This window comes from Streptomyces sp. NPDC014907, from assembly GCF_055562975.1.
Map to the genome: position 1 here is coordinate 802,403 of NZ_JBVHEG010000002.1, position 24,198 is coordinate 826,600.

A 24,198-nucleotide genomic window follows, 5' to 3' on the forward strand; every position below is an offset into this window, starting at 1 on the left:
TGGCCGTTACGGTCCGTGCCGGGCACCGGGTTCACACCTTCGCGTGGCCGGTCCTGGGTTCCGGCTGCGCGACGGCGCCGAGGGCCCCGGCGGTCTCCGGCACGGCGACCGCCGGGCGTCGAAGGTATACCGCCCGGGTGACGCCCATGCACATCGCGTAGAAGGCGAGGAAGGCGACGAAGGCGGCGGTGCCGGTGCCGGCGGTCGCGAAGGACTGGCGGAAGGCGAGGTTGATCCCGAGTCCGCCGAGTCCGCCGACCGCCCCGGTGATCCCCATGGCGGCGCCGGAGAGCCGCCGCCCGTACGCCTCGGCGGCCTCGCCCGCGAGCCCGCGGTGGTGCCCCTGGGAGAGGAAGACCGCCGGGATCATCTTGTACGTGGAGCCGTTGCCCAGGCCGCTGAGGACGAAGAGGCAGGTGAAGCCGGCGAGGAAGACGGCGAGCGACCCGGTCGCGGAGGCGAGGATCACCACGGAGGTCGCGGCGGCCATGGCGGCGAAGGTCCACAGGGTGATGCGGGCGCCGCCGTACCGGTCGGCGAGGGAGCCGCCGACGGGCCGGAGGAGCGAGCCGAGCAGCGGGCCGAGGAAGGTGAGCGAGGCGGCCTGGAGCGGGGTGCGGCCGAACTGGGTCTGGAGCACGAGCCCGAAGGCGAAGCCGTAGCCGATGAAGGAGCCGAAGGTGCCGACGTAGAGGAAGGCCATGATCCAGGTGTGCCGGTTCCGCACGGCCTCCCGGACGGCTCCGGTGTCGTTCCTGACGGGGGCGAGGTTGTCCATGAAGAGCGCGGCGCAGACGGCGGCGGCCACGACCAGGGGCAGGTAGACGCCGAGCACGATCCGGGGGTGCGCGGCCCCGGCGGTCCCGATGACGAGGAGGCCGACGAGCTGCACCACGGGCACGCCGAGGTTGCCGCCGCCCGCGTTGAGCCCGAGCGCCCAGCCCTTCTTCCGCAGCGGGAAGAAGGCGTTGATGTTGGCCATGGAGGAGGCGAAGTTGCCGCCGCCGACGCCGGTGAGCGCCGCCACCAGGAGGAACGTGGCGTACGGCGTGCCGGGCTCCGTCACGGCGAGGGCGAGACCGGTCGGCAGCAGGAGCAGGAGGGCGCTGACGACGGTCCAGTTCCGGCCGCCGAAGCGGGCGACGGCGAAGGTGTACGGAATCCGGATCAGCGCGCCGACCAGGGTGGCGGTCGCGATCAGGAAGAACTTCCCGGCGGGGTCGATCCCGTACTCCGGGCCCATGAAGAGGACCATGACCGACCACAGGCTCCAGACCGAGAAGCCGACGTGCTCGGAGAAGACGGAGAAGAGCAGGTTCCGCCGCGCGGTCCGCTCGCCCTCCTCGCGCCAGAAGGTCTCGTCCTCCGGTTCCCAGCGTTCGATCCACCGGCCGCCCATGTCCCACCTCCGGGTGTCGGGACCCGGGGCGTCCACGGCCCCGGTCCTCCGGCCACCGACGCTAGGGAGGCCGCGTTTCGGTCCGGTGCCGCGAGGTGACGGCGGGGGAACCTTGCGCTCACCCGGCGGCCGGGGCCCCTGTGAGAGGGGCGGGCCGCCGGGCGCCTCAGGTCCGGGGCAGGCCCGGTTCGTCCTCCGGCAGCCAGGCGTCCGGCGGGAGGTCCTGCCAGCCCTCCCGGGCGCCGATCTCGGCGGCGGCGGTCCGCAGGGCGTCCAGGCCGGGGTGGCGCAGTCCCCTGCGCCACACCAGGCTCACGGGCGACAGGGGCACGGGGTCCACGAGGGGCCGCAGGACGCAGCCGGGCATGGGCGGGAAGTCCACGACGGCGAGGACGGGGTGGCCGTACTTGGCCATGATCCGGCGGAACTCCTCCTTGCCGACGGCGAGCGGCGCGGGCGGGGTGATCCCGATGCCGCGCCCGGCGAAGAGGCGGGCGGCGAGGTCGGTCCACTCGGGGGTGTGTTCGTTCCCGGCGCCGGCGTAGATCCGTTCCCCGGCGAGCGCGGCGAGCGGGACCTCGGGGAGTCCGGCGAGCGGGTGGTCCTCGGGCAGGATCACGGCCATCGGCTCGTACCGCACGAACTGCGCGCCGAGGCCCGCCCTGAGCCCGGCGTCGAGTCCTCCGTAGCGGCCGAAGGAGGTGTCGAGGCGGCCGGCGACGATGGACCGCGCGGCCCCGGTGAGGCCGCTCTCGTAGCGGGCCATCAGTTCGAGGTCGGGGGCGAGTTCGCGGGCCCGGCGCAGGACGCGCTCGTGGGCGAGGCCGGGGCTGTTGAGGTCGACCAGGAGGGGGCGGGGCGCGGACCGGAAGGCCTCGCCCAGCTCGTCGTGGGCGGCGAGGACCCGGCGGGCGTGCGGCAGGAGGCGTTCGCCGTCGGGGGTGAGGGCGACCTGCCGGGTGGTCCGTACGAAGAGTTCGGCGCCCAGCTCGCGCTCCAGGCGCCGCACGTCCCGGCTGAGGGCCTGCTGGGCGACGTAGAGCCGGGCGGCGGCGCGGGTGAAGTGCAGTTCCTCGGCGACGGCGGTGAAGGCGCGCAGGAGGCGGGGGTCGATGTCGTACGGGGAGGCCACCGCCGCATTCAACAACACAGGTGCGTGAATGGCCACGGAACAGGTGTTGGACCGGCCGGGACCGCGCGCCCGAACCTTGCTGCCATGCCGCAACCGGACCTCACCCTCACCCCGGCGGGCCCGGCCCTCGCCCCCCGCTACCGCCACCGCGACCGCCCGGCGGGCGACCCGCGCCCCCACGGCCCCGGCCGTCCGGCCGCCCTCCCCCGCAACCCCTACCTCCGTCTCTTCGCCCTCCCCGGCACCCGCGCCTTCACCGCCGGGAACCTGATCGCCCGGCTGCCCGCGGGCATGTTCGGCGTCAGCGCCGTGATCATGATCGCGGCGGCGTACGGCTCCTACGCCCTGGCCGGCGCGGTCACCGCCACCGGTCTGGCCGCCGGTTCCGTGACCGCTCCCCTGATCGCCCGGCTCGTCGACCGGTACGGGCAGGCCCGGGCCGCGGTCCCCGCCGCCGCGTACGCGGCCCTGGGCCATCTGGTCCTGCTGCTGTGCGTCCACGAGCGGGCCCCGGCCTGGGCGCTCTTCGTGACGACCGCCGTCACCGCGACCACCCCGAACACGGGCGGGATGTCCCGGGCCCGCTGGGCGCACCTCCTGCGGGACGACCCGGACGCGCTGCACACCGCCAACGCCTTCGAGCAGGCCGCCGACGAACTCTGCTTCATGCTCGGCCCGGTGCTCTCCGCCGTCCTCTGCTCGGCGCTCTTCCCCGAGGCGGGGACGCTCGCCGCCACCGTCCTCTTCCTCGGCGGGGTCCTCCTCTTCGCCGCCCAGCGCTCCACCGAGCCGCCGGTCGCCCCCCGCTCCCCGGCGGGTTCCCCGCTGCGCGCTCCCGGCACGGCGCCGCTGCTCGCGGTCTTCCTCGCCACCGGGGCGGTCTTCGGTTCCATGGAGGTGGTGGCCCTGGCGTACGTGGACGGGCCCGTCGCCGGTCCGGTCCTCGCCCTCCAGGCGGCGGGCTCCTGCGCCGCCGGTCTGCTCTACGGCCGTGTCCGCCGCACCGCGCGGCTGCGCACCTGCCTGGCCGCGATGACGGTCCTGATGGCGCTGCCGCTGCTCGCCGCCTCGACCGGCTCGCTGCTCGCCCTGGCGGGCGGTCTGCTCGTGGCGGGCATGGCGACGGCCCCGACGATGGTGACGGGCATGGGCCTGATCCAGCGCCTCACGCCCGCGGCGCGGCTCAACGAGGGCATGACCCTGGCCGTGACCGCGCTCCTCGCGGGCATCGCGGCCGGTTCGGCGTCCGGCGGCTGGGCCGCCGACCACGCCCCGTTCCCCGCGTTCGGCTTCCTGCTGCCGGTCACGGCGGCGGCCGCGGCGCTGGCGCTGGCCTCGGCCTTCCGCGTCGGCAGCCGCCACCGGCGAAAGACTGGTACGACTGTCCGGTACGAGTGAGAGGTGCAGTTTTCTCGTCACGAGACCGCCGGAAGGGGACCGCGTCATGTCCATAAGCGCCAGCGAGGCACGGGCCACGCTCTTCCCGCTCATCGAACGCGTCAACGACGACCACGTTCCGGTGCGGATCACCTCCAGGAACGGTGACGCCGTCCTGATGTCCGCCGCCGACTACGACGCCTGGCAGGAGACGGTTCACCTGCTGCGTTCTCCCAAGAACGCCGGACGGCTCATGGAAGCGGTGACCCGGGACCGGGAGGGGCGGGCGGCGGTCGTCTCGACCACCGACGAGCTGAGGGAGATGGCCGGAGGCGAGGAGTGAGGAGTGTCCACTTCGATCCGGCGGCCTGGTAGGACTTCCTGTTCTGGATCGGCACGGACCGGCGGGCGGCACGCCGGATCGTTCGCCTGATCGGCGAGATCCAGCGGGACCCCTTCAAGGGGATCGGGAAACCGGAGCCGTTGAAGGGGGACCTGACCGGCTACTGGTCCCGTCGGATCGACGACGAGCACCGTCTCGTCTACCGGGCGGACGCCGGGGAAGTGAAGATCGTCCAGGCCAGGTACCGCTACTGAGACATGACGAAGGCCCGGCGGTCGTGGTGACCGCCGGGCCTTCGCCCACATGGGATGAGGTGCCCGGGGAACGTGCCCCCGGGCGCTCGGTGGAGATGGCGGGAATCGAACCCGCGTCCAACGGTACGGAAACAGAGCTTCTCCGTGTGCAGTCCGCTACGAGTTTCTCAGCCCCGGAGATCACGCGGACAAGTCTCCGACGGGCTCAGTCACTGTTTGATTTCCCTCCGGCCCCCGTGACCGGGGCAGGAGGTTTAGATCCCTGAATGACGCCAGGATCCGGGTCGGGACCATCCCCGGGCTGACGCTCCTCACAGAGGCTTCTGTTCGTTACCTAAAAATTAGGCAGCGAGGGCGAAGCGGGAGTTATCGCTCTTGGAGTTGGCGATTATTGGTTGCGACATATGGTTTACGAGATCATTGCCGCTTCCTCGACACGCTTCCTCTGCATCGGTATCCGCTGTCGAAACCGATCATCCCCATGTTGATTTTTCAAAGGTCGCACCCGCCGTGGGGTGCGTGCCCCATCGTACGTGACCAACGGCGGCCGTCGCCAGCGTATTCCCGGGAGCCGGCCCCGGGGGCTAGAGGGACCGCCCCGCGCGCTCGCGCCGCTTGGCCGCCGCGATGGCGCGGTTGGTCTCGCGCGTGTCCTGCTTCTCCCGCAGGGTCTGGCGCTTGTCGTACTCCTTCTTGCCCTTGGCGAGGGCGATCTCGACCTTGACCCGGCCGTTCAGGAAGTACAGCGCGAGGGGCACGATCGTGTGACCCGTCTCCTGCGCCTTCGCCTCCAGCTTGTCGATCTCCTCCCGGTGGAGGAGAAGCTTCCGCTTCCGCTTGGCCGAGTGGTTGGTCCAGCTGCCCTGCGTGTACTCCGGAACGTGGATGTTGTGCAGCCACGCCTCGTGGTCGTCGATCTGGACGAAGCCGTCGACCAGCGAGGCCCGTCCCATGCGCAGCGACTTCACCTCGGTGCCCATGAGCACCACACCGCACTCGTAGGTGTCGATGATCTGGTAGTCGTGCCGCGCCTTCTTGTTCTGCGCGACGAGCTTGCGCTCCGGCGCCTTGTCCTGGTTCTTCTTGGCAGGCTTGCCCTGCACGTTCACGAGTCCCTTTGCCATAGTGCGGTCATTTTCGCACTACGAGCCCCCTCCGAGGCCACTCAATACCGTCCTCGCCCGCTCCTCGGCCCGCTCCCCCGCCGTCAGGTCGGGCGTGATGCCGCGCCCGTCGACGGCGTGCCCCGCCGGGGTCCGGTAGTGGCCGACGGTCAGCTCGGCGACCGACCCGTCGGGCAGGGTGCTCGGCATCTGGACCGAGCCCTTGCCGAAGGTCCGGGAACCGACCGTGACGGCCCGGCCCCGGTCCTTGAGGGCGCCCGTGAGCAGTTCGGCCGCGCTCATCGTGCCCCCGTCGACCAGCGCCACCAGCGGCCGGCCGGTGTCGCCGCCGCGTTCCGCGTACACGGCCCGCTCCTCGCCCTCCACGTCGTAGGTGGCGACGAGCCCGCCGTCCAGGAACGCGGAGGCGGCGGAGGCGGCCTCCGTGACGAGGCCGCCGGAGTTGCCCCGCAGGTCCAGGAGGACGCCGGCGCCGGACGGCGCCTTCCGCACCGCTTCGCGCACGCGCGCGCCCGCGCCCTTGGTGAAGGCCTCGACCCGGATCAGCACGGCCCCGTCGTCGAGGCGGCGGACGGTCACCGGGTCCGTCGCGAGCCGGGCCCGGCGCAGGGTCCGCGTCCAGGCCGCCCGCCCGCGCTCGACCCCCAGGACGACGGACGAGCCGGGCACGCCGTCACCGCGCAGCAGGGCGACGGCCTCGGAGACGGAGAGGCCGTCCACCGGGCGCCCGTCGACGGAGACCAGCCGGTCGCCCGCCCGCAGCCCGGCCCGGTCGGCGGGGCCGCCCGGCTGGACCCGGGTCACCCGGACGCGGCCCCCGCCGGCGCGGCCCGCGGAGAGCCCGACGCCCGTGTAGGCCCCGTCGAGGGCCCGTTCGAACTCCGCGTACTCCCGCTTGTCGTACACCGCGCCCCAGCGGTCACCGCTGCGGCTGACGAACTCCTCGGCGGCCTGCTTGCCCGACTTCCCGTCGGCCATGGCCGCGGCGGCGGCCCGGCCGAGCGCGGCGCCGTCGACGGGCGTACGGCCCGGAGTCCGGGACCCCGGACCGGGAAGCGCCTCGGCCCGCTTCCCCGCCGGTTCCTGCCGCGGCAGCGAACCGGTGGCGGCGGCGGTGGCGAGGACGCCGGTGAAGACCAGCGTCAGAACGGCCCCGCGGAGCGCTCCGCGGGGCCGGGGACGGAGAAGGTCGGTGCCGTCGGGCATGGCGTCCACTGTAGGACAGGGCGACGGCGCCGCACGGGCCGTGGCCGCACGACGCCGTCCCTCACGACGGGTGCTTTCTCACACCTTCAGGTACTTGCGCAGCGCGATGAAGGCCGCCGCGGCCGGCATCAGGAGGCCGATGGCGATCACCAGCGGCAGCTTGGCGAACACGGCGTCCCAGCCGATGAAGTTGACCAGCTGCATCTTCTCGGCCAGCGCGATGCCGTGGTCGATCAGGAAGTACCGGCCGACGAGCAGCAGCACGCAGGCGACGCCGCCGCCGAGGAGCCCGGCGAAGGCGGCCTCCATGATGAACGGCATCTGGATGTAGAAGCTGGACGCGCCCACGAGCCGCATGATCCCGGTCTCGCGGCGGCGGCTGAAGGCCGAGACGCGGACGGTGTTGACGATCAGCATCAGCGCGATGACCAGCATCAGGCCCATGACGCCGAGCGCGGCGATGTTCATGCCGTTCATCAGGTCGAAGAGGTTCTGCAGGATGTTCCGCTGGTCCTGGACCGACTCGACGCCGTCCCGCCCGGCGAAGGCGGTGGCCACCACCTTGTACTTCTCCGGGTCCTTGAGCTTGACCCGGAACGACTCCTGCATCTGGTCCGGCGTCACCACGGAGGCGATGGCGGTGTCGCCGTACTGCTCCTTGTAGCGCTTGAAGGCCTCGTCGGCCGTCTCCCGCTGGACGGACTCGACGATGTCCATCTTCTTCAGGTCGGCCTCGATCCGCTCCTTCTGCTGTGCGGTGACCGCGCCCTTGGGGCACTTGCCCGCGGTGGCCGCGTCGGCCTTGTTGCAGAGGAAGATGGAGACGTTGACCTTGTCGTACCAGTAGTCCTTCATCGTGCTGACCTGCTCGCGCATGAGCAGCGCGCCGCCGAAGAGGGCGAGCGAGAGGGCCACGGAGACGATGACGGCGAAGGTCATCGTCAGGTTGCGCCGGAGGCCGACGCCGATCTCGGAAAGCACGAACTGAGCGCGCATGGGTCTGGTTTCTCCTCCTGCTCGCTACGGGCTCAGTGCTGGTATCCGTAGACGCCGCGCGCCTGGTCGCGGACGAGGCGGCCCTTTTCGAGCTCGATGACGCGCTTGCGCATCTGGTCGACGATGTTCTGGTCGTGGGTCGCCATGACGACGGTGGTACCTGTCCTGTTGATGCGGTCGAGCAGCTTCATGATGCCGACGGAGGTCTGCGGGTCGAGGTTGCCGGTGGGCTCGTCGGCGATCAGCAGCATGGGGCGGTTGACGAAGGCCCGGGCGATGGCGACGCGTTGCTGCTCGCCGCCGGAGAGCTCGCCCGGCATCCGGTCCTCCTTGCCGCCGAGCCCGACCAGGTCGAGCACCTGCGGGACGGCCTTGCGGATCTCGCCGCGCGGCTTGCCGATGACCTCCTGGGCGAAGGCCACGTTCTGGGCCACGGTCTTGTTGGGCAGCAGGCGGAAGTCCTGGAAGACGGTGCCGAGTTGCCGCCGCATGTGCGGCACCTTCCAGTTGGACAGCCGGGCCAGGTCCTTGCCGAGGACGTGCACCTGGCCTTGACTGGCGCGCTCCTCACGGAGGAGCAGCCGCAGGAAAGTCGACTTTCCGGAGCCCGAGGAACCGACGAGGAAGACGAACTCCCCCTTCTCGATCTCCAGGGAGACGTCCCGGAGCGCGGGGCGGTTCTGCTTCGGATAGGACTTGGAGACGTTGTCGAATCGGATCACGGATGCACCACGGTCGGCCGGGAGTAGGTGTGCGTGACCTTACGCGACCCGGGACGGCCCTCGCAGTCGCGGTCCTGGCTTGCGCGGTATATCCTTTTCGCCCTTCCGGGCGGTGGGGGCGGGGGCCGGCGGGGCGCGCCGAAACGACGCGGAGCTGGCACAGTGGTGGGGGGAACGTCCGGAACCCCCCGCACGTTGTCCCGGTGTGCGTCCCGGTGCGGGAGGACGGGAGGAGGAGAGCGTATGACCTACGACCGACTGGTGTGCGCCAGCTGCGCGGCCCCGGTCGCCGAGGGCCGCTGCCCCGTCTGCCGCGCGAGCCGGGAGCGACTGACCCCCCGCGGGCCGTCCCCCGCGATGCTGCTGACGCTGGCGATCGCCCTGCTGGCGGCGATCGCCCTGCTGATGGCGGTGCGCACGCCCTAGGAGGCCGCCGGACGGCCCCGTGCGGGCCCGGAAGGACGGCGAAGGGCCGGGGAGAGGTCTCCCCGGCCCTTCGTCGCGTACGGAACCGTCAGGCGGCGGTGCGGCCGCCGGTGACGAGGCGCGGCAGCATCCGGAAACCGATGCCGCCGGCGATCATGGTCGCGGCGCCGATGACCAGGAACGAGGTCTCGGCCGCGCCGGTCTCGGCGAGCTCCTCCTTCGCCTGGCCCTGCTGCACGGGCTGCGAGCCGGCGTTGTTGGTGTCGGGGTTGTTGTTGCCGGTGGTGCCGTTGCCGGCAGCCGCGCACTCGACCCCGTCGAGGTTGACGGTGCAGTCGCCGGGGGCGTCCGTGGCGCCCGGCACCGGGGCGGTGGTGCCCGGCTCCGGGGCGGTGGTGCCCGGCTTGGTGCCCGGCTTGCCGGTCGGCTTGCCGGTCGGCGGGGCGGTGGTGCCCGGACCCGTGGGCGGTGTGGTGACGGGCGGCTCGGTCACCGGCGGCTCCGTGACCGGCGGCTTCGTGACCGGCGGCTCGGTCACCGGCGGCTTCGTGACCGGCGGCTCGGTCACCGGCGGCTCCGTGACCGGCGGCTTCGTGACCGGCGGCTCGGTCACCGGCGGCTCCGTGACCGGCGGCTTCGTGACCGGCGGCTCGGTCACCGGCGGCGGGGTCTCCTCGCAACCGACGGTGCCGGGAATGCAGGTGGGCGTCGGGTCGGGCTCGCCCTCGAAGGCCCCCACGGCCTGTGCGGCGCCCGCCGCGGTGAGCGACGCACCGGCGGCGATCACCGCACCGGCGGCGACGCGCGCGATACGGATTCGCATCTGCTTGGTCATCTGGCTGCTACCCCCAGTAGCTCAACTCGTCATGGGGCAGCGCTCGGGGTCCTGCGCGGCAGGGGGCGACGTCACGACCGGACCGGCCCCCCGTTCACACGCGCCCCGGGAATGCGCATGCCGGTACGACACCCTTCCGAGTTTCCGATGAGGCGTCAAGGTCGTTGCGCGTGCGATGCCCGAAAGGTCACCAGGCGCCCGACATGCGATGATGCAACTGTGACGTAAGCCCTGAACACCGGCCTCCGCAGGGCCGGTTCCCTTGTCGACATAGCGTTCCGGCGACCCGTCTTCCCCTTGCGTCAGCGAATGCGCCGTGTGACCGGGAAACGGCGCCGGGCCCCGCACCGGTGGGGTGCGGGGCCCGGCGGACGGAGCCGTGGGCTACTTGTCCTGCTGCTTGCGCCAGCGGATGCCCGCCTCCAGGAAGCCGTCGATCTCGCCGTCCAGGACGGCCTGCGGGTTGCCGACCTCGAACTCCGTACGGAGGTCCTTGACCATCTGGTACGGGTGGAGGACGTACGACCGCATCTGGTTGCCCCAGGAGCTGCCGCTGTCCTTCAGGGCGTCCATCCTGGCCCGCTCCTCCTGGCGCTGGCGCTCCAGGAGCTTGGCCTGCAGGACGTTCATGGCGCTCGCCTTGTTCTGGATCTGGGAGCGCTCGTTCTGGCAGGAGACCACGATGCCGGTCGGGATGTGCGTGATGCGCACGGCCGAGTCGGTCGTGTTGACGCCCTGTCCGCCCGGGCCGGAGGCGCGGTAGACGTCGACGCGCAGGTCGGACTCGTCGATCTCGACGTGGTCGGACGACTCCACGACGGGGAGGATCTCGACACCGGCGAAGGAGGTCTGGCGGCGCCCCTGGTTGTCGAAGGGCGAGATGCGGACGAGCCGGTGGGTGCCCTGCTCGACGGAGAGCGTGCCGTAGGCGTACGGGGCCTTCACCACGAAGGTGGTCGACTTGATGCCGGCCTCCTCCGCGTACGAGGTCTCGTAGACCTCGGTGGAGTACCCGTGGCGCTCCGCCCAGCGCAGGTACATGCGCTGGAGGCGCTCGGCGAAGTCGGAGGCGTCGACGCCGCCGGCCTCGGCCCGGATGTTGACCAGGGCCTCGCGCTCGTCGTACTCGCCGGAGAGGAGGGTGCGGACCTCCATCTCGTCGAGGGCCTTGCGGACGGAGACCAGCTCCGCCTCGGCCTCGGCGAGGGTGTCCGGGTCGTCCATCTCCTCCGCGAGCTCGAAGAGCACCGCGAGGTCGTCGATCCGTCCGCGCAGGGTCTCGGTCTTGCGGACCTCGGCCTGGAGGTGCGAAAGCTTGCTCGTGATCTTCTGCGCCGCCTCCGGGTCGTCCCACAGGGACGGGGCCGCGGCCTGCTCTTCGAGCACGGCGATGTCGGCCCTCAGCTTCTCGAGGTCCAGGACGGCCTCGATCGACCCCATGGTCGAGGAGAGGGACTTCAGCTCTTCGGATACATCGACGACTGCCACGCGTCCAGCGTAACGGCTCCGGGCGGGGAGCCGAACCCCCGGCGACCGGGGGTGTCCCGGCGGCCGGCCCCGCCCGGCGTCCCCGGCGCCCCTACGGCGCGGAGGACCGCTTCGAGTCCTGCGGCGGGGCCTCCGCGTCCCCGGAGGCCGCGAGGTAGCCGCCGGCTCCGATCGCTCCCGCCAGCACGACCGCCGCGACGGCGAGGGTGATCCGGCGCTTGCGGACCGCGCCCGCCTTGTGGCGGGCCGAGCCGGGGCGGCGGGCGCCCGCCGGGCGGGGCGCGCGGGCCGTGCCGAGCGGGCCGCCGGAGAGCTCGTCCGGGGCCGGGACGCGCATGGAGGTGTGGGTGTCGCGGTGGGAGTCGGCGGAGGCCCCGGGGACGAGCGGGACGGCGGTCCGGCGCGGACCGGGTTGGGCGGCGCCCGCGACGGTGGCGTACCCCTCCTCCTCGTACGGCTCCGGGGCCGGCTCCGCGTCGGGCTCGTCCACGTCCAGCGGCGGGATGCCCCTGAGCAGCGGCAGCACGTCCCTGAGGCGGGCGGCCAGCTCGGAGGCGCGCAGCCGGGAGGCCGGGGCCTTGGCAAGGCACTGCACGAGCAGCTGCCACAGCTCCTCGGGGATGCCGGGCAGCGGGACGACGGTCTCGGTGACGTGACGGCGCAGGACCGCGCCCGGGTGGCCGCCGCCGAACGGGGTGAAGCCGGCGAGCAGCTCGTACAGGACGGTCGCGAGGGCGTAGATGTCGACGGCGGCGCGCGGCGGCAGGCCCTCGACGATCTCGGGGGCGAGGTAGTCGGGGGTGCCGATGATCCGGGTGGCCCTGGTGCGGCCGGGGGTGTCGATCAGCTTGGCGACGCCGAAGTCGGTGAGGAGGGCGGGGTGGGAACCGCCGGGGCCGAGCGGGCCCTCCATGTCGAGCAGGATGTTCTCGGGCTTGACGTCCCGGTGGACTATGCCGGCGGCGTGCGCGGCGGCCAGGGCGTCGGCGACGTCGGCGACGATCGCGACGGCGGCCTCGGGGGCGAGCCGCCGCTCGCGGTCGAGGCGGGTGCGCAGGTCGGTGCCGCGCACCAGGTCCATGACGAGGGCGAGGTCGTTGCCGTCGACCACCAGGTCGCGGACCTTGACCACGCGCGGGTGGTCGAGGCCGAGCAGGGCGGTCCGCTCCCGGACGAAGCGGCCGACCAGTTCCTGGTCCGAGGCCAGGTCCTCGCGCAGCAGTTTGACGGCGACGGGCCCCTCGGGGCCCTCGCCGAGCCACACCGTTCCGGCGCTGCCCCGCCCGAGGATCTGGTGGGCGGTGTAGCGGCTGCCGATGTTCCGTGCCAAGACTGCTCCCTCAGCGGCTGCGGTTCACGCCAAAGCTACGCGTCCGCGACCGCCGATCGTCACTTCCGGGGGGAAAACTCCCCCCGGAAGTCGATAAATCGGCAGTACTACTGTCCCGTACCGCCGGTAGCACCCGAGGTGCCGGTGCTGTCGAACAGCTTGGAGACCCAGTCGCCGAACGACGAGACGCCGTCGCCGATCGCCTCCCAGTAGCCCTTGCCCTGGGCCACCCAGTCCTGGAGCGGGGTCAGCTCCCAGACGAGCCAGCCGGCGACCACGAACAGGACGATCGTGAACAGGCAGCCCTTGAGGCAGCCCAGGCCCGGGATGCGCATCGGGTTGGCGCCGCGCCGCCGGGGCGGGCGCGGCTCGCGCGGCGCGGGCGCCGGGGGCGGCGCCTGCGGGGGCGCGTACTGCTGCTGGGGCGGGGCGTACCGCTGCTGCGGGGCGGGCTGCGGCGGGGGCGCGTACTGCTGCGGCTGGTGCTGCTGGGCGTACTGCTGGGGGGCGGGGGGCTGCTGCCGGTACGGCGGGGGCTGCTGCCCGTGCTGCTGCCCGTACCCGCCGGGCCGCTGCCGGTTCTGCGGGGGCTGCGGGGGCTGCTGCGGCTGCCGCTGGGGACGGCGGCGCAGGGGGTCCTCGCCCGGGTCCAGGTACTGCACCTGCGTCTGCTCGTTGCGGTCGCGGGCGGCGCGGAGCTGGCTCTGCCAGGGGTGCGGCTCCTCGTTGTTCCGCCCCTCCTCCCCGCCCCCCGGCGGCCGCGTCGGCACCGGGGGCATGACGGCCGTCGGGTCGGCGCCGCCCGGCCCCCCGGCCGGCAGGACGCCGGTCGCGGCGGCGGGGTCGTACCGCGGCGGCGCCCCGGCCCCGGCGGGCAGCACCTGGGTGGGGTCGGCGGCCCCGGGGGCACCGGCGGACAGGACCTGGGTCGGGTCGGCGGCGCCGGGCGTCTCCGGGACCGGCGCGGGCGCCGGGTCCGGGGCGAGGAGCACCGCGACGCCGTCCGCCGCCTCGATCTGGGCGGGCGTGGCGTGCACGCCGATGCCGGCGGCGACCGCGCGCAGGCCGCGGGCGAGGTTGACGGCGCTCGGCCGGCGCTCGGGGTTCTTGTCGAGGCAGTGCTCGATGACCGTCCACAGCGGTCCGGGCACGGTGGAGGGGCGGCGCGGTTCCTCGCTGAGGTGCCGGTGCAGGACCTCCAGGGCGGTGCCGCCGGCGAACGGGGGCCGGCCGGTGACCAGCTCGTAGAGGAGGATGCCGGCGCCGTAGATGTCGACGGCGGAGGTCTGCGGGCGGCCCTCGGCGGACTCCGGCGCCACGTACGCGGGCGTGCCGACGAACTCGTGGGTGCGGGTCAGGCCCGGGGAGTCCGCGAGGCGCGCGATGCCGAAGTCCGTGAGCATCGGGTGCATCCCGCCGTCCCGCTCGGCGAGCAGGACGTTGGCCGGCTTCAGGTCGCGGTGGACGACGCCGTCGGCGTGGCTCGCGGCGAGCGCGTCGGCGATCTGGGCGGTGAGGAGCGCGGCGGCGACCGGGCTGAGCGGGCCGTTGTCGCGGATGTACCGGTGCAGGTCGGGGCCGTCGACCAGGTCCATGACGAGGGCGAGGACGTCGCCCTCCACGACCAGGTCGCGGGTGCGCACGATGTTCGGGTGGGTGAGCCGCAGCAGCACGGACCGTTCGCGCAGGAAGCGCATCACGATGTCCGCGTCGTTGGCCAGCTCCTCCTTGAGGACCTTGATCGCGACGGTCTCGCCCGGCTGGCCGGGCACGGCCGCCTCGGCGCCCGCCGTCTCCCTCTGGCGGGCTCGCCAGACGGTGCCCGTGGCGCCGCGGCCGAGCGGCTCCTCGAGCAGGTACTTGCTGCCGATAGGCCGCACGTCACGCGCTCCCTGCTGATCGTGGTCCCGGAGTGGTCCCCGCGGTGTCCCGGAGGCCCTGTCCTCTTGTTGTGACCCGTCCGGATGTCCGACCCACTTTAGTGCCGCCGAACGGGTGCCGGACCGGTCCTCCGCGGGGCGGTTCCGGAGCGGCGCGCCGGGCCTGCGGGCTCCGCGCGGGCGGGCGCCGGCCCGGCGTCCGCGCCGCTTCCGGCCCGGTCCCGCGCCCATTCCCGTGCCCGCTTCCGGCCCGGCTCCGACCGGAGGTGTCCGGAACGGCACCCGGTCCTGCCCGGAAGAAGACGCTTCTTCGAGCGGGACGGTTGCCGGACATGTTCCGAAGGCATGCCCAACCAGGCACTTTTACGTCCACAGCCGACCATTCAAGATCACTTACGGCCGACCCGCGGGCGCGTTGTCACCGGCAGGTGCGAGGATGCCCTCAGCACGCCGCACCGAGGGGTCGGGAGCCCCGCGCCGTGCCGACCTGTACCGGACGACGCGTCCGTGCCGGGTGGGGGGAGACACAGGGCGGTCCCCCTGCCGGGCACGTCGCGCAGAAGGGACCGCTGACGGCGATGCAGATCCGGCTGACCGTCCTCGCGCCACACGCCGGCCCCGGCGCCGGGCGCGCCTGCGACGTGCTCGTCACCGCCCCCGCCGGGACGGCGCTCTCCGCCGTGGCCTCGCAACTGGCCGCCGCCGTCACCGGCCCCGAGTCCTCCGCGTCGGGCACGGTCGTGCTCTACGCGGGCGCGGAGCGGCTGGACGGACGGCGCTGCGTGCTCGGCGAACCCCCGCTGGTCGACGGCGCGGTCCTCTCCCTCCAGGTCCCCGGCCCGGACGACCGGGCCGGGGAGCCCGCCTCCGCCCGGCTGCACGTGGTGGCGGGCCCGGACGCGGGCGGGGTGCACCTGCTGCACGGCGGGACGGTCAGGATCGGCCGTTCCGCCGACGCCGACGTGCCGCTGGACGACCCGGACGTCTCCCGCGCGCACTGCACGGTGACCGTCGGCGGGGACGGCCGGATCACGGTCGCCGACCGGGGGTCCACGAACGGCACGGTCCTCGACGGCGCGCCCGTGGGCGACCGCCCGGTCCGGCTCCGCCCGGGCGCGCTGCTGCGCCTCGGCGAGTCCGTCCTGCGCCTGACCGGCCCGGACGACGGCCCCGGCGGTACGGACACGGTGGCGACGGCCCCGGACGGCGAGGGCCACCTGCGGCTCGCGCGCGGGACCGAAGGACGGGACGGGACCGGCAGGCCGGGACCGGCGGGAGGCCCCACGGTCCCGGCCGGTCCGGCGGACGACACGACCCACGGCGGGCACGGACTCGCGTGGGACGGCGGCCCCGGCGGCCCGTACGGCGGAGGCCGGTACGGCGACGGCCGGGGCGGTTCGTACGACGGCCCGTACGACGGAGGCCGGTACGGCGACGACCGGAGCGGCCCGTACGACGGCGGGCACGACCACGTCCAGGGCCCCCCGCGCGCGGGGCACGGACACCACGACGCGTACGGCGACGGCCGGGGGGACGGCGCCGGCGGCGGGGCGCACGACGGGTTCCCGGAGGCCGGCCGGGGAGGGGACGACGTCCCGACGGCTCCCGGCGCGTCCGTCCGGGCGGGCGGCAGGCGCGGGCTCGGCGCGTGGGCCCGGCGCTTCGCCGGCGGCCGCGAGGAGCTTCCGGCCCCCGCCGGGACCCGGCAGGCCCCCGGCGGGGGCGCCGGTGCCCCGGGGGACGCCGGCCCCCGGGGTCCCGTGCCGGGCGCCGACACCTGGCCCGACCCGGCCACCGTCCTGCTCAACGCCCTCGGCCCCGGCCCCCGGCTGTGGGAGCGCGAGCCGGACCACCCGGAGTTCCTGGCGGTCCGGCTCGGCACCACGGACCGCGCCGAACTCTCCGGCGTGCCGGTCACCGTCGGGCTGCGCGAGGCCGGTTCGCTCGGCCTGGCCGGCCCCGGCGACCGGCTCGCCGGTCTGGCCCGTTCGGTGGTGGCCCAGCTCGCCGCCCTGCACTCCCCCTCCGACCTGGAGATCGTGCTCCTCAGCACCGACCGGAACCGCTCCCCGGAGGAGCGGCGCCGCGCCTGGGGCTGGCTCGGCTGGCTCCCGCACGTCCGTCCGGCCCACGGCCAGGACTGCCGGCTGCTCCTGGCCTACGACCGCGAGCAGGCCCACGCGCGTACGTCCGAACTGGCCCGGCGGCTCGACGACGGCCCGCTGGGTCCCGGCTGGCCCAGCGCGGACCGCGCGGCCGTCGCCGACGCCGCGGCCCGCCACGAGGGACCCCGGACGGTCGTCGTCGTGGACGGCGACCCCGGCACCGCGGCGCTGCGCGAGACGGTGGCACGGCTCGCCGGGGCCGGCGCGGCGGCCGGCATCCACCTCTTGTGCCTCGCCGAGGCGCCCCCGGCCTCCCCGGTCTCGCCGGTGGCCGCGACGTACGAGGCCGCGTGCGCCGCGTCCCTCGCGTTCCGCGAGTGCGGGGCCGCCGCGCTCCTGAGCGGTGACGTGGCGACGGCGCTGCGGCTGCTGCGGACCTCCGGCGGGCACGTGGCGGGCCACGGCACCGTCGGCGTGGTCGACGCGGTCTCCGTCGCCTGGGCCGAGCGGTTCGCGCGGGCGCTGGCGCCGCTGCGGCCGGAGACCCCGGCGGCGGCCCCGCGCGGCCGGGCCGCCGCGCTGCCGCCGTCGTCCCGGCTCCTCGACGAGCTGGGGCTCGCGCGGGCCACGCCCGCCTCCCTGATGGCCCGCTGGGCCTCCGCCGGGGACGGGACGGCCGTCCTGGGCACGGGCCCGCGCGGACCGCTGTCCGTGGACCTCACCCGGGAGGGGCCGCACCTGCTGATCGAGGGCCCCGCGGGCAGCGGGCGCACGGAACTGCTCCGCTCGATCGCCGCCTCGCTCGCGGCGGGCGGCCGGCCCGACCGGCTGGGCCTGGTCCTCGTGGACGGGGCGGGCGGCGAGCGCGGCGAGGGGCTGGCGGCCTGTACGGAGCTGCCGCACGTCACCGAGCACCTGGTCGCCTCGGACCCGGTCCGGATGCGGGAGTTCGCCCAGGCGCTGGGCGCCGAGCTGAAGCGGCGGGCGGAGCTCCTGGGCGACGCCTCCTTCGCCGACCTGCGGGGCGCCCGCACCCCGCAGGTCACGGACCGGCTGTTCGGCCAGCGCGCCCCGAGCGCGGCGGAGACCCTTCCCCGGGACGCCCGCGCGGCCGTCCGCCTCCCGGACGCCGACCGTCCGAGCGGGCGCACCCTCCGCACGGGCGACGGTTCGATCGGCTCCCTGCCGAGCGGCCGGAGCGCGTACCCGGGCGCGGACGACGCGGCCGGGCGGACCGGCGGACGCGCGCCCCGGACCGGGAACGGTTTCGCGCGCGGCGGGGACGCCTTCCTGGCCGACACCCCCAGCGGACGGCTGCCCCGGCGGGGCGGCGGCCCGGACGAGCGTCCCGCCGACCGCCCCGCCGGTCGCGCCCTCCGTGCCGGGGACGGCGGTCCGGGCGACGACCGGACCGGGGAGGCCGTGGCGCCCCGCGTCCCCCGGCCCGCCACGGGCGGGCGGACGGCGGCCGGGACCGCGACCGGGGCGCTGCCCCGGCTCGTCGTCCTGGTCGACGACTTCGACGCGCTGGTCGCCCCCGCGCTCGGCGCCCCCGGCCGGCCGGCCGCCGGTTCCGTCGTACGGGCCCTGGAGGCCGTCGCCCGGAACGGCGAGCGGCTCGGCGTGCACCTCGTCGTGGCCTCGGCCCGCCCGGACCGCACCGCCGACACGGAGCCGGCCCTCGGCGCCCGGCTGCGGATCGTGCTCGACGCGCCCCCGGCGACGGCGGGGCCGGACGTCCCGGTGGCGGGCCGGGGCCGGCTCGGGCATCCGGACGGCCGGGTGACCCCCTTCCAGGCGGGCCGCGTCACCGGGCGGATTCCCCGGACGGCGACGCTCCGCCCGACGGTCGTCCCGCTGGAGTGGGAGCGGATGGGCGACCCGCCCGCCCGCCGCCCGGTCCGCGAGCTGGGCAACGGCCCGACGGACCTGGCCCTCCTCGCGAGCGCGCTCGACCGGGCCGCCCGGTCGGTCGAGGCCGTGCCCGTGCCGCCGCTCTCCTCCGCCGCCCCCGCGCGACAGGGTTCCTGACGCCACGTCACAAGCGGATCACGATCCCCCACGTGACGCGGAAGGCGGTATTGCGGCCCCGCGGCGCCCGGCGTAGACCTGTCGGCACGGGACAGCTAGGCGCACGAAAGAGACGGGGCAGCAATGCGTACAACTCTTCGTCCACGCAAGGCCGCGGTGACCTTCACGGCGTTCGCGACGCTCGCCGCGCTCGCCCTCGCGGGCTGCGGCGACGGCGGCGCGGAGGACCCGGGGGCGAAGCCCACCGGCGATCTCCCCCTGAAGGGCGAGAAGATCGAGGTCGCCGCCGTCTGGACGGGCCCGGAGCAGGAGAACTTCACCAAGGTGCTGCGGGAGTTCGAGAAGCGGACCGGCGCGACGGTCACGTTCGTGCCCGCGCAGGACCCGATCGTGAACTTCCTCGGCACGAAGATCGCCGGCGGTTCCCCGCCGGACGTGGCGATGCTCCCGCAGGTGGGCGCGATCCAGCAGGCCGCCGCCCAGAAGTGGCTCAAACCGGTCGGTCCCGAGGTGAAGGCCCGGCTCGCCGCGAACTACTCGCGCGGCTGGCAGGAGCTGGGCGCGGTGAACGGCACCCAGTACGGCGTCTACTTCAAGGCCGCCAACAAGTCCCTGGTCTGGTACAACAGCGCCGTCTTCGAGAACGCGGGCGCCACCGAGCCGAAGACCTGGAAGGACTTCCTGTCCACGGCCGAGACCATATCCGCCTCCGGCGTCACCCCGGTCTCGGTCGGCGGCGCGGACGGCTGGACGCTCACCGACTGGTTCGAGAACGTCTACCTCTCCCAGGCCGGACCGGAGAAGTACGACCAGCTCGCGAAGCACACGATCAAGTGGACGGACCCGTCCGTCACCGCCGCCCTGACCACCCTGGCCGAGCTCTTCGGCAAGCCGTCGCTGATCGCGGGCGGGGCGAGCGGCGCGCTCCAGACCGAGTACCCGGCCTCGGTCGCGCAGACCTTCACGGGCGGCGCCGAGCCGAAGGGCGCGATGGTCTTCGAGGGCGACTTCGCGGCCGTCAACATCGCGGAGACCAAGGCGAAGATCGGCACGGACGCGAAGGTCTTCCCCTTCCCGAAGGTGGGGGACGCGGGCACCGTGCCCGTGGTGACGGCCGGCGACGCGGCCGTCGCGCTCAAGGACACCAAGGGCGCGCAGGCCCTGCTCGCCTTCCTCGCCTCCCCGGACGCGGCGAAGATCTGGGCGGCCGAGGGCGGTTTCCTCTCGCCCAACAAGAACCTCGACCCGGCGGCGTACCCGAACGACGTCCAGCGCGAGATCGCCAAGGCCCTGATCGGGGCGGGCGACGACTTCCGCTTCGACATGTCGGACCAGATGCCGCAGTCCTTCGGCGGGACGCCGGGCAAGGGCGAGTGGAAGGCGCTCCAGGACTTCCTGAAGAACCCGAAGGACATCGCCGGGACCCAGGCGCGCCTGGAGGCGGACGCGGCGAAGGCGTACCGGACCGCGAAGGGCTGAGGCCGGCATGTCCTCCACCACCACCGCCACGCGCGCGGGGAGCGGGAAGGGCGGGAACGCCGGGGAGAGGCGGAGGAGCCGGGCCGTGGCGGCGGGGTTCCTGCTGCCCGCCCTGCTCCTGCTCGGGGCGCTCGTCGTCTATCCGATCGGGTACTCCGTCCGGCGTTCGTTCTTCGACCGTTCCGGCTCCTCCTTCGTCGGCCTCGACAACTACCTGGCCCTGGTCACCGACGACTCCCTCCGCACCGCCGTCAGGAACAACCTGGTCTGGCTGGTGCTGGCCCCGGCGGTCGCCACCGCCCTCGGCCTGGTCTTCGCGGTCCTCACCGAACGCGTCCGCTGGGGAACGGCGTTCAAGCTGCTCGTCTTCATGCCGATGGCCATCTCGATGCTGGCCGCCGGAATCATCTTCCGGCTGGTGTACGAGCAGGACCCGGGCCGGGGCGTCGCGAACGCCGTCTGGGTCGGCGTCCACGACACCTTCGCCGAGTCCTCGGTCTTCCCGAAGGCCCGGCCGCTGCCCGTGCACCCGCTGAAGGCGGCCGGGGGCGGCGCGTACGTGACGAAGGAGCCGGTGCGGGCCGGGCGGCCCGTACGGCTTCCGCTGATCGGGGTGGCGCCGGCGCAGATGCCGGAGGGGGCCCGCCCGGCCGCGGAGCCCGCCGGCACGGACCCGGGCACGGTCACCGGCACGGCCTGGCTGGACTTCACCCGGGGCGGCGGCGGACGGCCCAACGAGGTCGACCCGGCCGAACGGGGCCTCGCCGGGCTGCGGATCGAGGCCGTACGGGACGGGAAGGTGGTCGCCACGGCGACGGCGGCGGCCGACGGCACGTTCGCGCTGCCCGCCGACCGCGCGGACGGGGCCGTGCTCCGGCTGCCCGCGGGCAACTTCCGGGAGCAGTACAACGGCGTCGAGTGGCTGGGCCCCTCGCTCGTCACGCCCGCGATCATCGGGGCGTACGTGTGGATGTGGGCCGGGTTCGCGATGGTCCTCATCGGGGCCGGGCTCGCGGCCGTGCCGCGCGAACTGCTCGAAGCGGCGCGGGTGGACGGGGCGAACGAATGGCAGGTGTTCCGCCGGATCACGGTGCCGCTCCTGGCCCCGGTCCTCGCGGTCGTCCTCGTCACCCTGATGATCAACGTGCTGAAGATCTTCGACCTGGTCTTCGTCATCGCGCCGGGCTCCGCGCAGGACGACGCGAACGTGCTCGCGCTCCAGCTGTACCGCTCGTCCTTCGGCACGGACGCGGACCTCGGGGTCGGCTCGGCCATCGCCGTCCTGCTGCTCCTGCTCGTGGTCCCGGTGATGGTGCTCAACATCCGCCGCATGCGCAGGGAGGCCCGCCGATGAGGACGACCGACGCCAGGCCCTCCCGTTCCCCGGCGGCGCGGATCGCGTCCGCGGCCGCGTCCGGCGCGGTCCGGGTCTTCCTCGTCCTGGCGGGCCTGTTCTGGCTGCTGCCGACGATCGGGCTGCTGCTCTCCTCGCTCCGCTCGCCGTCCGACATCGCGGCGAGCGGCTGGTGGGAGGTGTTCACCGCCCCGGCGCAGCTGACCACGGAGAACTACGCCCGCCTGCTGGCGAACGACACGATCACGGGCTCCCTCCTCAACACCGTCCTGATCACCGTCCCGGCGACCCTCCTCGTCCTGGTGCTCGGCGCGTTCGCCGGGTACGCGTTCGCGTGGCTGGACTTCCCGGGCCGGGACTGGTGGTTCCTGGGCGTGGTCGCCCTCCTCGTGGTGCCGGTGCAGGTCGCCCTGGTCCCGGTGTCGAAGCTCTTCGGGACGGTCGGGCTCTTCGAGACGACCGCCGGGGTGGTCCTCTTCCACACGGCCTTCGGCCTGCCGTTCGCGATCTTCCTGCTGCGGAACTTCTTCGCGGAGATTCCGCGCGAGCTCCTGGAGGCGGCGCGGCTCGACGGCGCGGGCGAGATCCGGCTGTTCACCCGGGTGGTGCTGCCGCTCGGCGGCCCGGCGATCGCCTCGCTCGGCATCTTCCAGTTCCTGTGGGTCTGGAACGACATGCTGATCGCACTGATCTTCGCGGACTCGCAGTCGCCGCCGATCACGGTGGCGCTCCAGCAGCAGGTGCGGCAGTTCGGCAACAACGTGGACGTGCTCGCGCCGGGCGCGTTCCTGTCGATGGTGGTGCCGCTGGTGGTCTTCTTCGCGTTCCAGCGCCAGTTCACGTCGGGGGTGATGGCGGGCGCGGTGAAGTAACCCGCACGGCCCGGCACCGGCGTACGAACCAGAACCGGCGTACGGCCAGGCACCGGCGTACGAACCGGCCCCCGCACAGGGCCCGGCCCGGCACCCGGGCACGGCCGCACCCGCGCACGGCCCGGCACTCCCGCACGGCCCGGCCCGTGGAGCGACCCGCGTGGCACGTGGAGCGGCCCGGCCGGCGGAGCGGTCCGCCCGGCCGGCCCGCCGAGCGCGCGATCCCCTCGATGGGCATCCGGGCGGAGGCGGGCACGGTCTTCCTGGTCAGCCACGCGCACGCCACCGTCGCGGAGACCTGCGGGCGCGCCCTGTGGCTGGAGGCGGGGACGCTCCGGATGGACGGTCCGGCGCGGGAGGTGGTGGCGGCGTACGAGGAGTTCACCGCGACAGGGGGGAAGACCACCCCCAAAAAAGACATTACGGTCTAAAGTGCGGTGGGGTGACGAACGATCAGCCGCAGACCCCCCACCCGGCCGGCACCGAACCGCCCGGCTCCGCACCTCCCCGCTCCCCCGGCTCCGCGCCCCCGCCGTCCCCCCGCCCCGCCGGTACCGAACCCCCCGCCCTCACCCGCTCCCCCTTCGACTCGGACACCTTCACCCTCGCCACCTTCGTCACGGTCGGCCGCGGCCCCCACCTCGCGCTCGCCGCCGTCTGGCTCCTCACCCGGGCCGGCATGCTCCTGCTGCTCCTCCGCGACGACCTCGGCATCGGCGGGGTGGCCCGCGAGGTGACGCTCTACCAGCAGTGGTACGGGAGGTTCGCCGAGGGCACCTTCCCGCCCGGCGACGCCACCTGGCAGTACCCGCCCGGCGCCGGGCTCGTGATCATGTCCCCGGGCGCCCTCCCGTGGCTCACCTACTTCCAGGCCTTCGTCACCCTCACCCTCCTCGCCGACGCGGTCGTCACCCTCGCCCTCGCCCGTGCCGACGGCGCGCGCCTCACCCACGGCGCCTGGATCTGGGTCTGCGGCCTGCCGCTCCTCCTCCACGTCCCCCTCGCCCGGTACGACGTCCAGACCACCGCCCTCGCCGTCCTCGCCCTGCTCGCCCTGGGTGCCCGCCCGGCCGCGGCCCACCGGCTCGGCGGGGCGCTCGCCGGGATCGGCGCGACGGTCAAGGTCTGGCCGGTGCTCGCCCTCCTCGGCACGCCCCGGGGCCGCACCACCCGCGAGGCGTGGACCGCCGCCGCCGTCACCGCCCTCGTGCTCCTCGCCACCCTCGCGCTCCTCTTCTCCGAGTCGCTGGGCTTCCTGCGCCAGCAGAGCGGCCGGGGCGTCCAGATCGAGTCCCTGGGCGGCACGGTCCTCGCCCTCGCCCGGTCCTCCGGCGTCTGGCCGGGCCGGGTCGAGTTCCGCTACGGGGCCCTGGAGTACGCGGGCCCCTACGTCTCCAGCCTCGGCCACCTCTTCCTGCTGCTCACCGCGATCGCCCTCGGCTGGCTGGTCGTGTGGCGCCTGCGGGCCCGCACGTGGACCCCCGCCACCCCGTTCGACACGGCCCTCGCCGCCGTCCTGCTGTTCACCGTCACCAGCCGGGTGATCAGCCCCCAGTACATGGTCTGGCTGCTCGGCCTCGCCGCCGTCTGCCTGACCTCCCGCGACACCGTGATGCGCCCGGTGGCCCTGCTGCTGCTCCCGGCGGCGGCGCTCAGCGCGCTCGCGTACCCCGTCCTCTACTACGACGTCATCGACGGCACCCCCACCGGCCTCGCCGTGATGGTGCTCCGCAACGGCCTGCTGCTGGCCGCGGCCCTGCTCGCCGCCCGCCGCCTGTGGACCTCGACGGCCGCCGCCGAACCGGCCGAATGAGAAAAAGGGGGGAGGGCCCCGCCGGAGTCTCC

At 74.3% G+C, this 24,198-nt stretch carries 19 protein-coding genes, 1 other RNA gene and 1 pseudogene; 10 read left to right on the forward strand and 11 right to left on the reverse strand.

Translation table 11 applies throughout. The features are described from left to right. Positions 1 to 31: 31 nt before the first annotated feature. The gene (locus ACZ3IL_RS09030) at positions 32 to 1,399 is read right to left on the reverse strand and encodes a nitrate/nitrite transporter (RefSeq protein ID WP_467388232.1); all 1,368 of its coding nucleotides are present in this window, start codon (positions 1,397 to 1,399) and stop codon (positions 32 to 34) included. Between the two features lie 166 nt (positions 1,400 to 1,565). Beyond that, a complete protein-coding gene (locus ACZ3IL_RS09035; RefSeq protein WP_467388105.1) occupies positions 1,566 to 2,531 on the reverse strand; it encodes a LysR family transcriptional regulator in 966 nt (321 codons plus the stop codon). Between the two features lie 84 nt (positions 2,532 to 2,615). On the opposite strand from ACZ3IL_RS09035, the gene ACZ3IL_RS09040 reads away from it, so the two are divergent. Genes ACZ3IL_RS09040 through ACZ3IL_RS09050 form a run of 3 tightly spaced genes read left to right on the forward strand, consistent with a single transcriptional unit; the run spans position 2,616 to position 4,505 of the window. Then, positions 2,616 to 3,929: an MFS transporter gene (locus ACZ3IL_RS09040; protein ID WP_467388107.1), complete on the forward strand. Its 1,314-nt coding sequence runs from the start codon at positions 2,616 to 2,618 to the stop codon at positions 3,927 to 3,929. Positions 3,930 to 3,975: 46 nt separating this feature from the next. Continuing rightward, entirely contained in the window at positions 3,976 to 4,251 is a 276-nt protein-coding gene (locus ACZ3IL_RS09045; RefSeq protein WP_467388109.1) for a type II toxin-antitoxin system Phd/YefM family antitoxin, read from the forward strand. A gap of 38 nt (positions 4,252 to 4,289) precedes the next feature. Beyond that, complete coding sequence (locus ACZ3IL_RS09050) at positions 4,290 to 4,505, forward strand: Txe/YoeB family addiction module toxin (RefSeq protein WP_467388234.1); 216 nt, start codon at positions 4,290 to 4,292, stop codon at positions 4,503 to 4,505. Positions 4,506 to 4,592: 87 nt separating this feature from the next. Here ACZ3IL_RS09050 and ssrA read toward each other — a convergent pair. From ssrA to ftsE, 5 genes are all read right to left on the reverse strand, one after another. After that, positions 4,593 to 4,986: a transfer-messenger RNA gene (gene ssrA / locus ACZ3IL_RS09055) on the reverse strand. A 103-nt stretch (positions 4,987 to 5,089) separates the two neighbouring features. Beyond that, positions 5,090 to 5,629, reverse strand: a complete 540-nt coding sequence (gene smpB, locus ACZ3IL_RS09060; protein WP_467388111.1) for an SsrA-binding protein SmpB — start codon at positions 5,627 to 5,629, stop codon at positions 5,090 to 5,092. Positions 5,630 to 5,647: 18 nt separating this feature from the next. Then, positions 5,648 to 6,835, reverse strand: a complete 1,188-nt coding sequence (locus ACZ3IL_RS09065; protein ID WP_467388113.1) for a S41 family peptidase — start codon at positions 6,833 to 6,835, stop codon at positions 5,648 to 5,650. Positions 6,836 to 6,913: 78 nt separating this feature from the next. Further along, a complete protein-coding gene (gene ftsX, locus ACZ3IL_RS09070) occupies positions 6,914 to 7,831 on the reverse strand; it encodes a permease-like cell division protein FtsX (RefSeq protein WP_467388115.1) in 918 nt (305 codons plus the stop codon). Between the two features lie 32 nt (positions 7,832 to 7,863). Next, the gene (gene ftsE / locus ACZ3IL_RS09075; RefSeq protein WP_053648390.1) at positions 7,864 to 8,553 is read right to left on the reverse strand and encodes a cell division ATP-binding protein FtsE; all 690 of its coding nucleotides are present in this window, start codon (positions 8,551 to 8,553) and stop codon (positions 7,864 to 7,866) included. A gap of 243 nt (positions 8,554 to 8,796) precedes the next feature. Between ftsE and ACZ3IL_RS09080 the strand changes: the two genes are divergently transcribed. Then, the gene (locus ACZ3IL_RS09080) at positions 8,797 to 8,979 is read left to right on the forward strand and encodes a hypothetical protein (RefSeq protein ID WP_467388117.1); all 183 of its coding nucleotides are present in this window, start codon (positions 8,797 to 8,799) and stop codon (positions 8,977 to 8,979) included. An 88-nt stretch (positions 8,980 to 9,067) separates the two neighbouring features. Here ACZ3IL_RS09080 and ACZ3IL_RS09085 read toward each other — a convergent pair whose 3' ends face one another. The 4 genes from ACZ3IL_RS09085 to ACZ3IL_RS09100 form a co-directional block, all read right to left on the reverse strand. Then, positions 9,068 to 9,814: an LPXTG cell wall anchor domain-containing protein gene (locus ACZ3IL_RS09085; protein WP_467388119.1), complete on the reverse strand. Its 747-nt coding sequence runs from the start codon at positions 9,812 to 9,814 to the stop codon at positions 9,068 to 9,070. 384 nt (positions 9,815 to 10,198) lie between these two features. Further along, the gene (gene prfB, locus ACZ3IL_RS09090) at positions 10,199 to 11,302 is read right to left on the reverse strand and encodes a peptide chain release factor 2 (RefSeq protein WP_467388121.1); all 1,104 of its coding nucleotides are present in this window, start codon (positions 11,300 to 11,302) and stop codon (positions 10,199 to 10,201) included. A gap of 91 nt (positions 11,303 to 11,393) precedes the next feature. Further along, on the reverse strand, positions 11,394 to 12,632 hold the full coding sequence (locus ACZ3IL_RS09095; protein ID WP_467388123.1) for a serine/threonine-protein kinase: 1,239 nt from the start codon (positions 12,630 to 12,632) through the stop codon (positions 11,394 to 11,396). Positions 12,633 to 12,739: 107 nt separating this feature from the next. Then, positions 12,740 to 14,512, reverse strand: a complete 1,773-nt coding sequence (locus tag ACZ3IL_RS09100; RefSeq protein WP_467388125.1) for a serine/threonine-protein kinase — start codon at positions 14,510 to 14,512, stop codon at positions 12,740 to 12,742. Between the two features lie 578 nt (positions 14,513 to 15,090). Here ACZ3IL_RS09100 and ACZ3IL_RS09105 point away from each other — a divergent pair. The 6 genes and pseudogenes from ACZ3IL_RS09105 to ACZ3IL_RS09130 all read left to right on the forward strand — a co-directional run bounded on the left by ACZ3IL_RS09105 (position 15,091) and on the right by ACZ3IL_RS09130 (position 24,166). After that, positions 15,091 to 18,648 carry an FtsK/SpoIIIE domain-containing protein gene (locus ACZ3IL_RS09105; protein ID WP_467388127.1) on the forward strand — a complete coding sequence of 1,186 codons (3,558 nt, stop codon included), beginning with the start codon at positions 15,091 to 15,093 and terminating at the stop codon, positions 18,646 to 18,648. Between the two features lie 123 nt (positions 18,649 to 18,771). Next, entirely contained in the window at positions 18,772 to 20,127 is a 1,356-nt protein-coding gene (locus ACZ3IL_RS09110; RefSeq protein ID WP_467388129.1) for an ABC transporter substrate-binding protein, read from the forward strand. A gap of 7 nt (positions 20,128 to 20,134) precedes the next feature. Continuing rightward, positions 20,135 to 21,481: a carbohydrate ABC transporter permease gene (locus ACZ3IL_RS09115; protein ID WP_467388131.1), complete on the forward strand. Its 1,347-nt coding sequence runs from the start codon at positions 20,135 to 20,137 to the stop codon at positions 21,479 to 21,481. Further along, positions 21,478 to 22,353, forward strand: a complete 876-nt coding sequence (locus tag ACZ3IL_RS09120; protein WP_467388133.1) for a carbohydrate ABC transporter permease — start codon at positions 21,478 to 21,480, stop codon at positions 22,351 to 22,353. The genes ACZ3IL_RS09115 and ACZ3IL_RS09120 overlap by 4 nt, the downstream gene beginning before the upstream one ends. A gap of 236 nt (positions 22,354 to 22,589) precedes the next feature. Next, positions 22,590 to 22,784: pseudogene (locus ACZ3IL_RS09125) on the forward strand (ABC transporter ATP-binding protein); the annotation flags it as partial. Between the two features lie 11 nt (positions 22,785 to 22,795). Next, positions 22,796 to 24,166 (forward strand): glycosyltransferase 87 family protein, encoded by a 1,371-nt coding sequence (locus ACZ3IL_RS09130; protein WP_467388135.1) that lies wholly within the window; start codon positions 22,796 to 22,798, stop codon positions 24,164 to 24,166. Positions 24,167 to 24,198 lie beyond the last annotated feature (32 nt).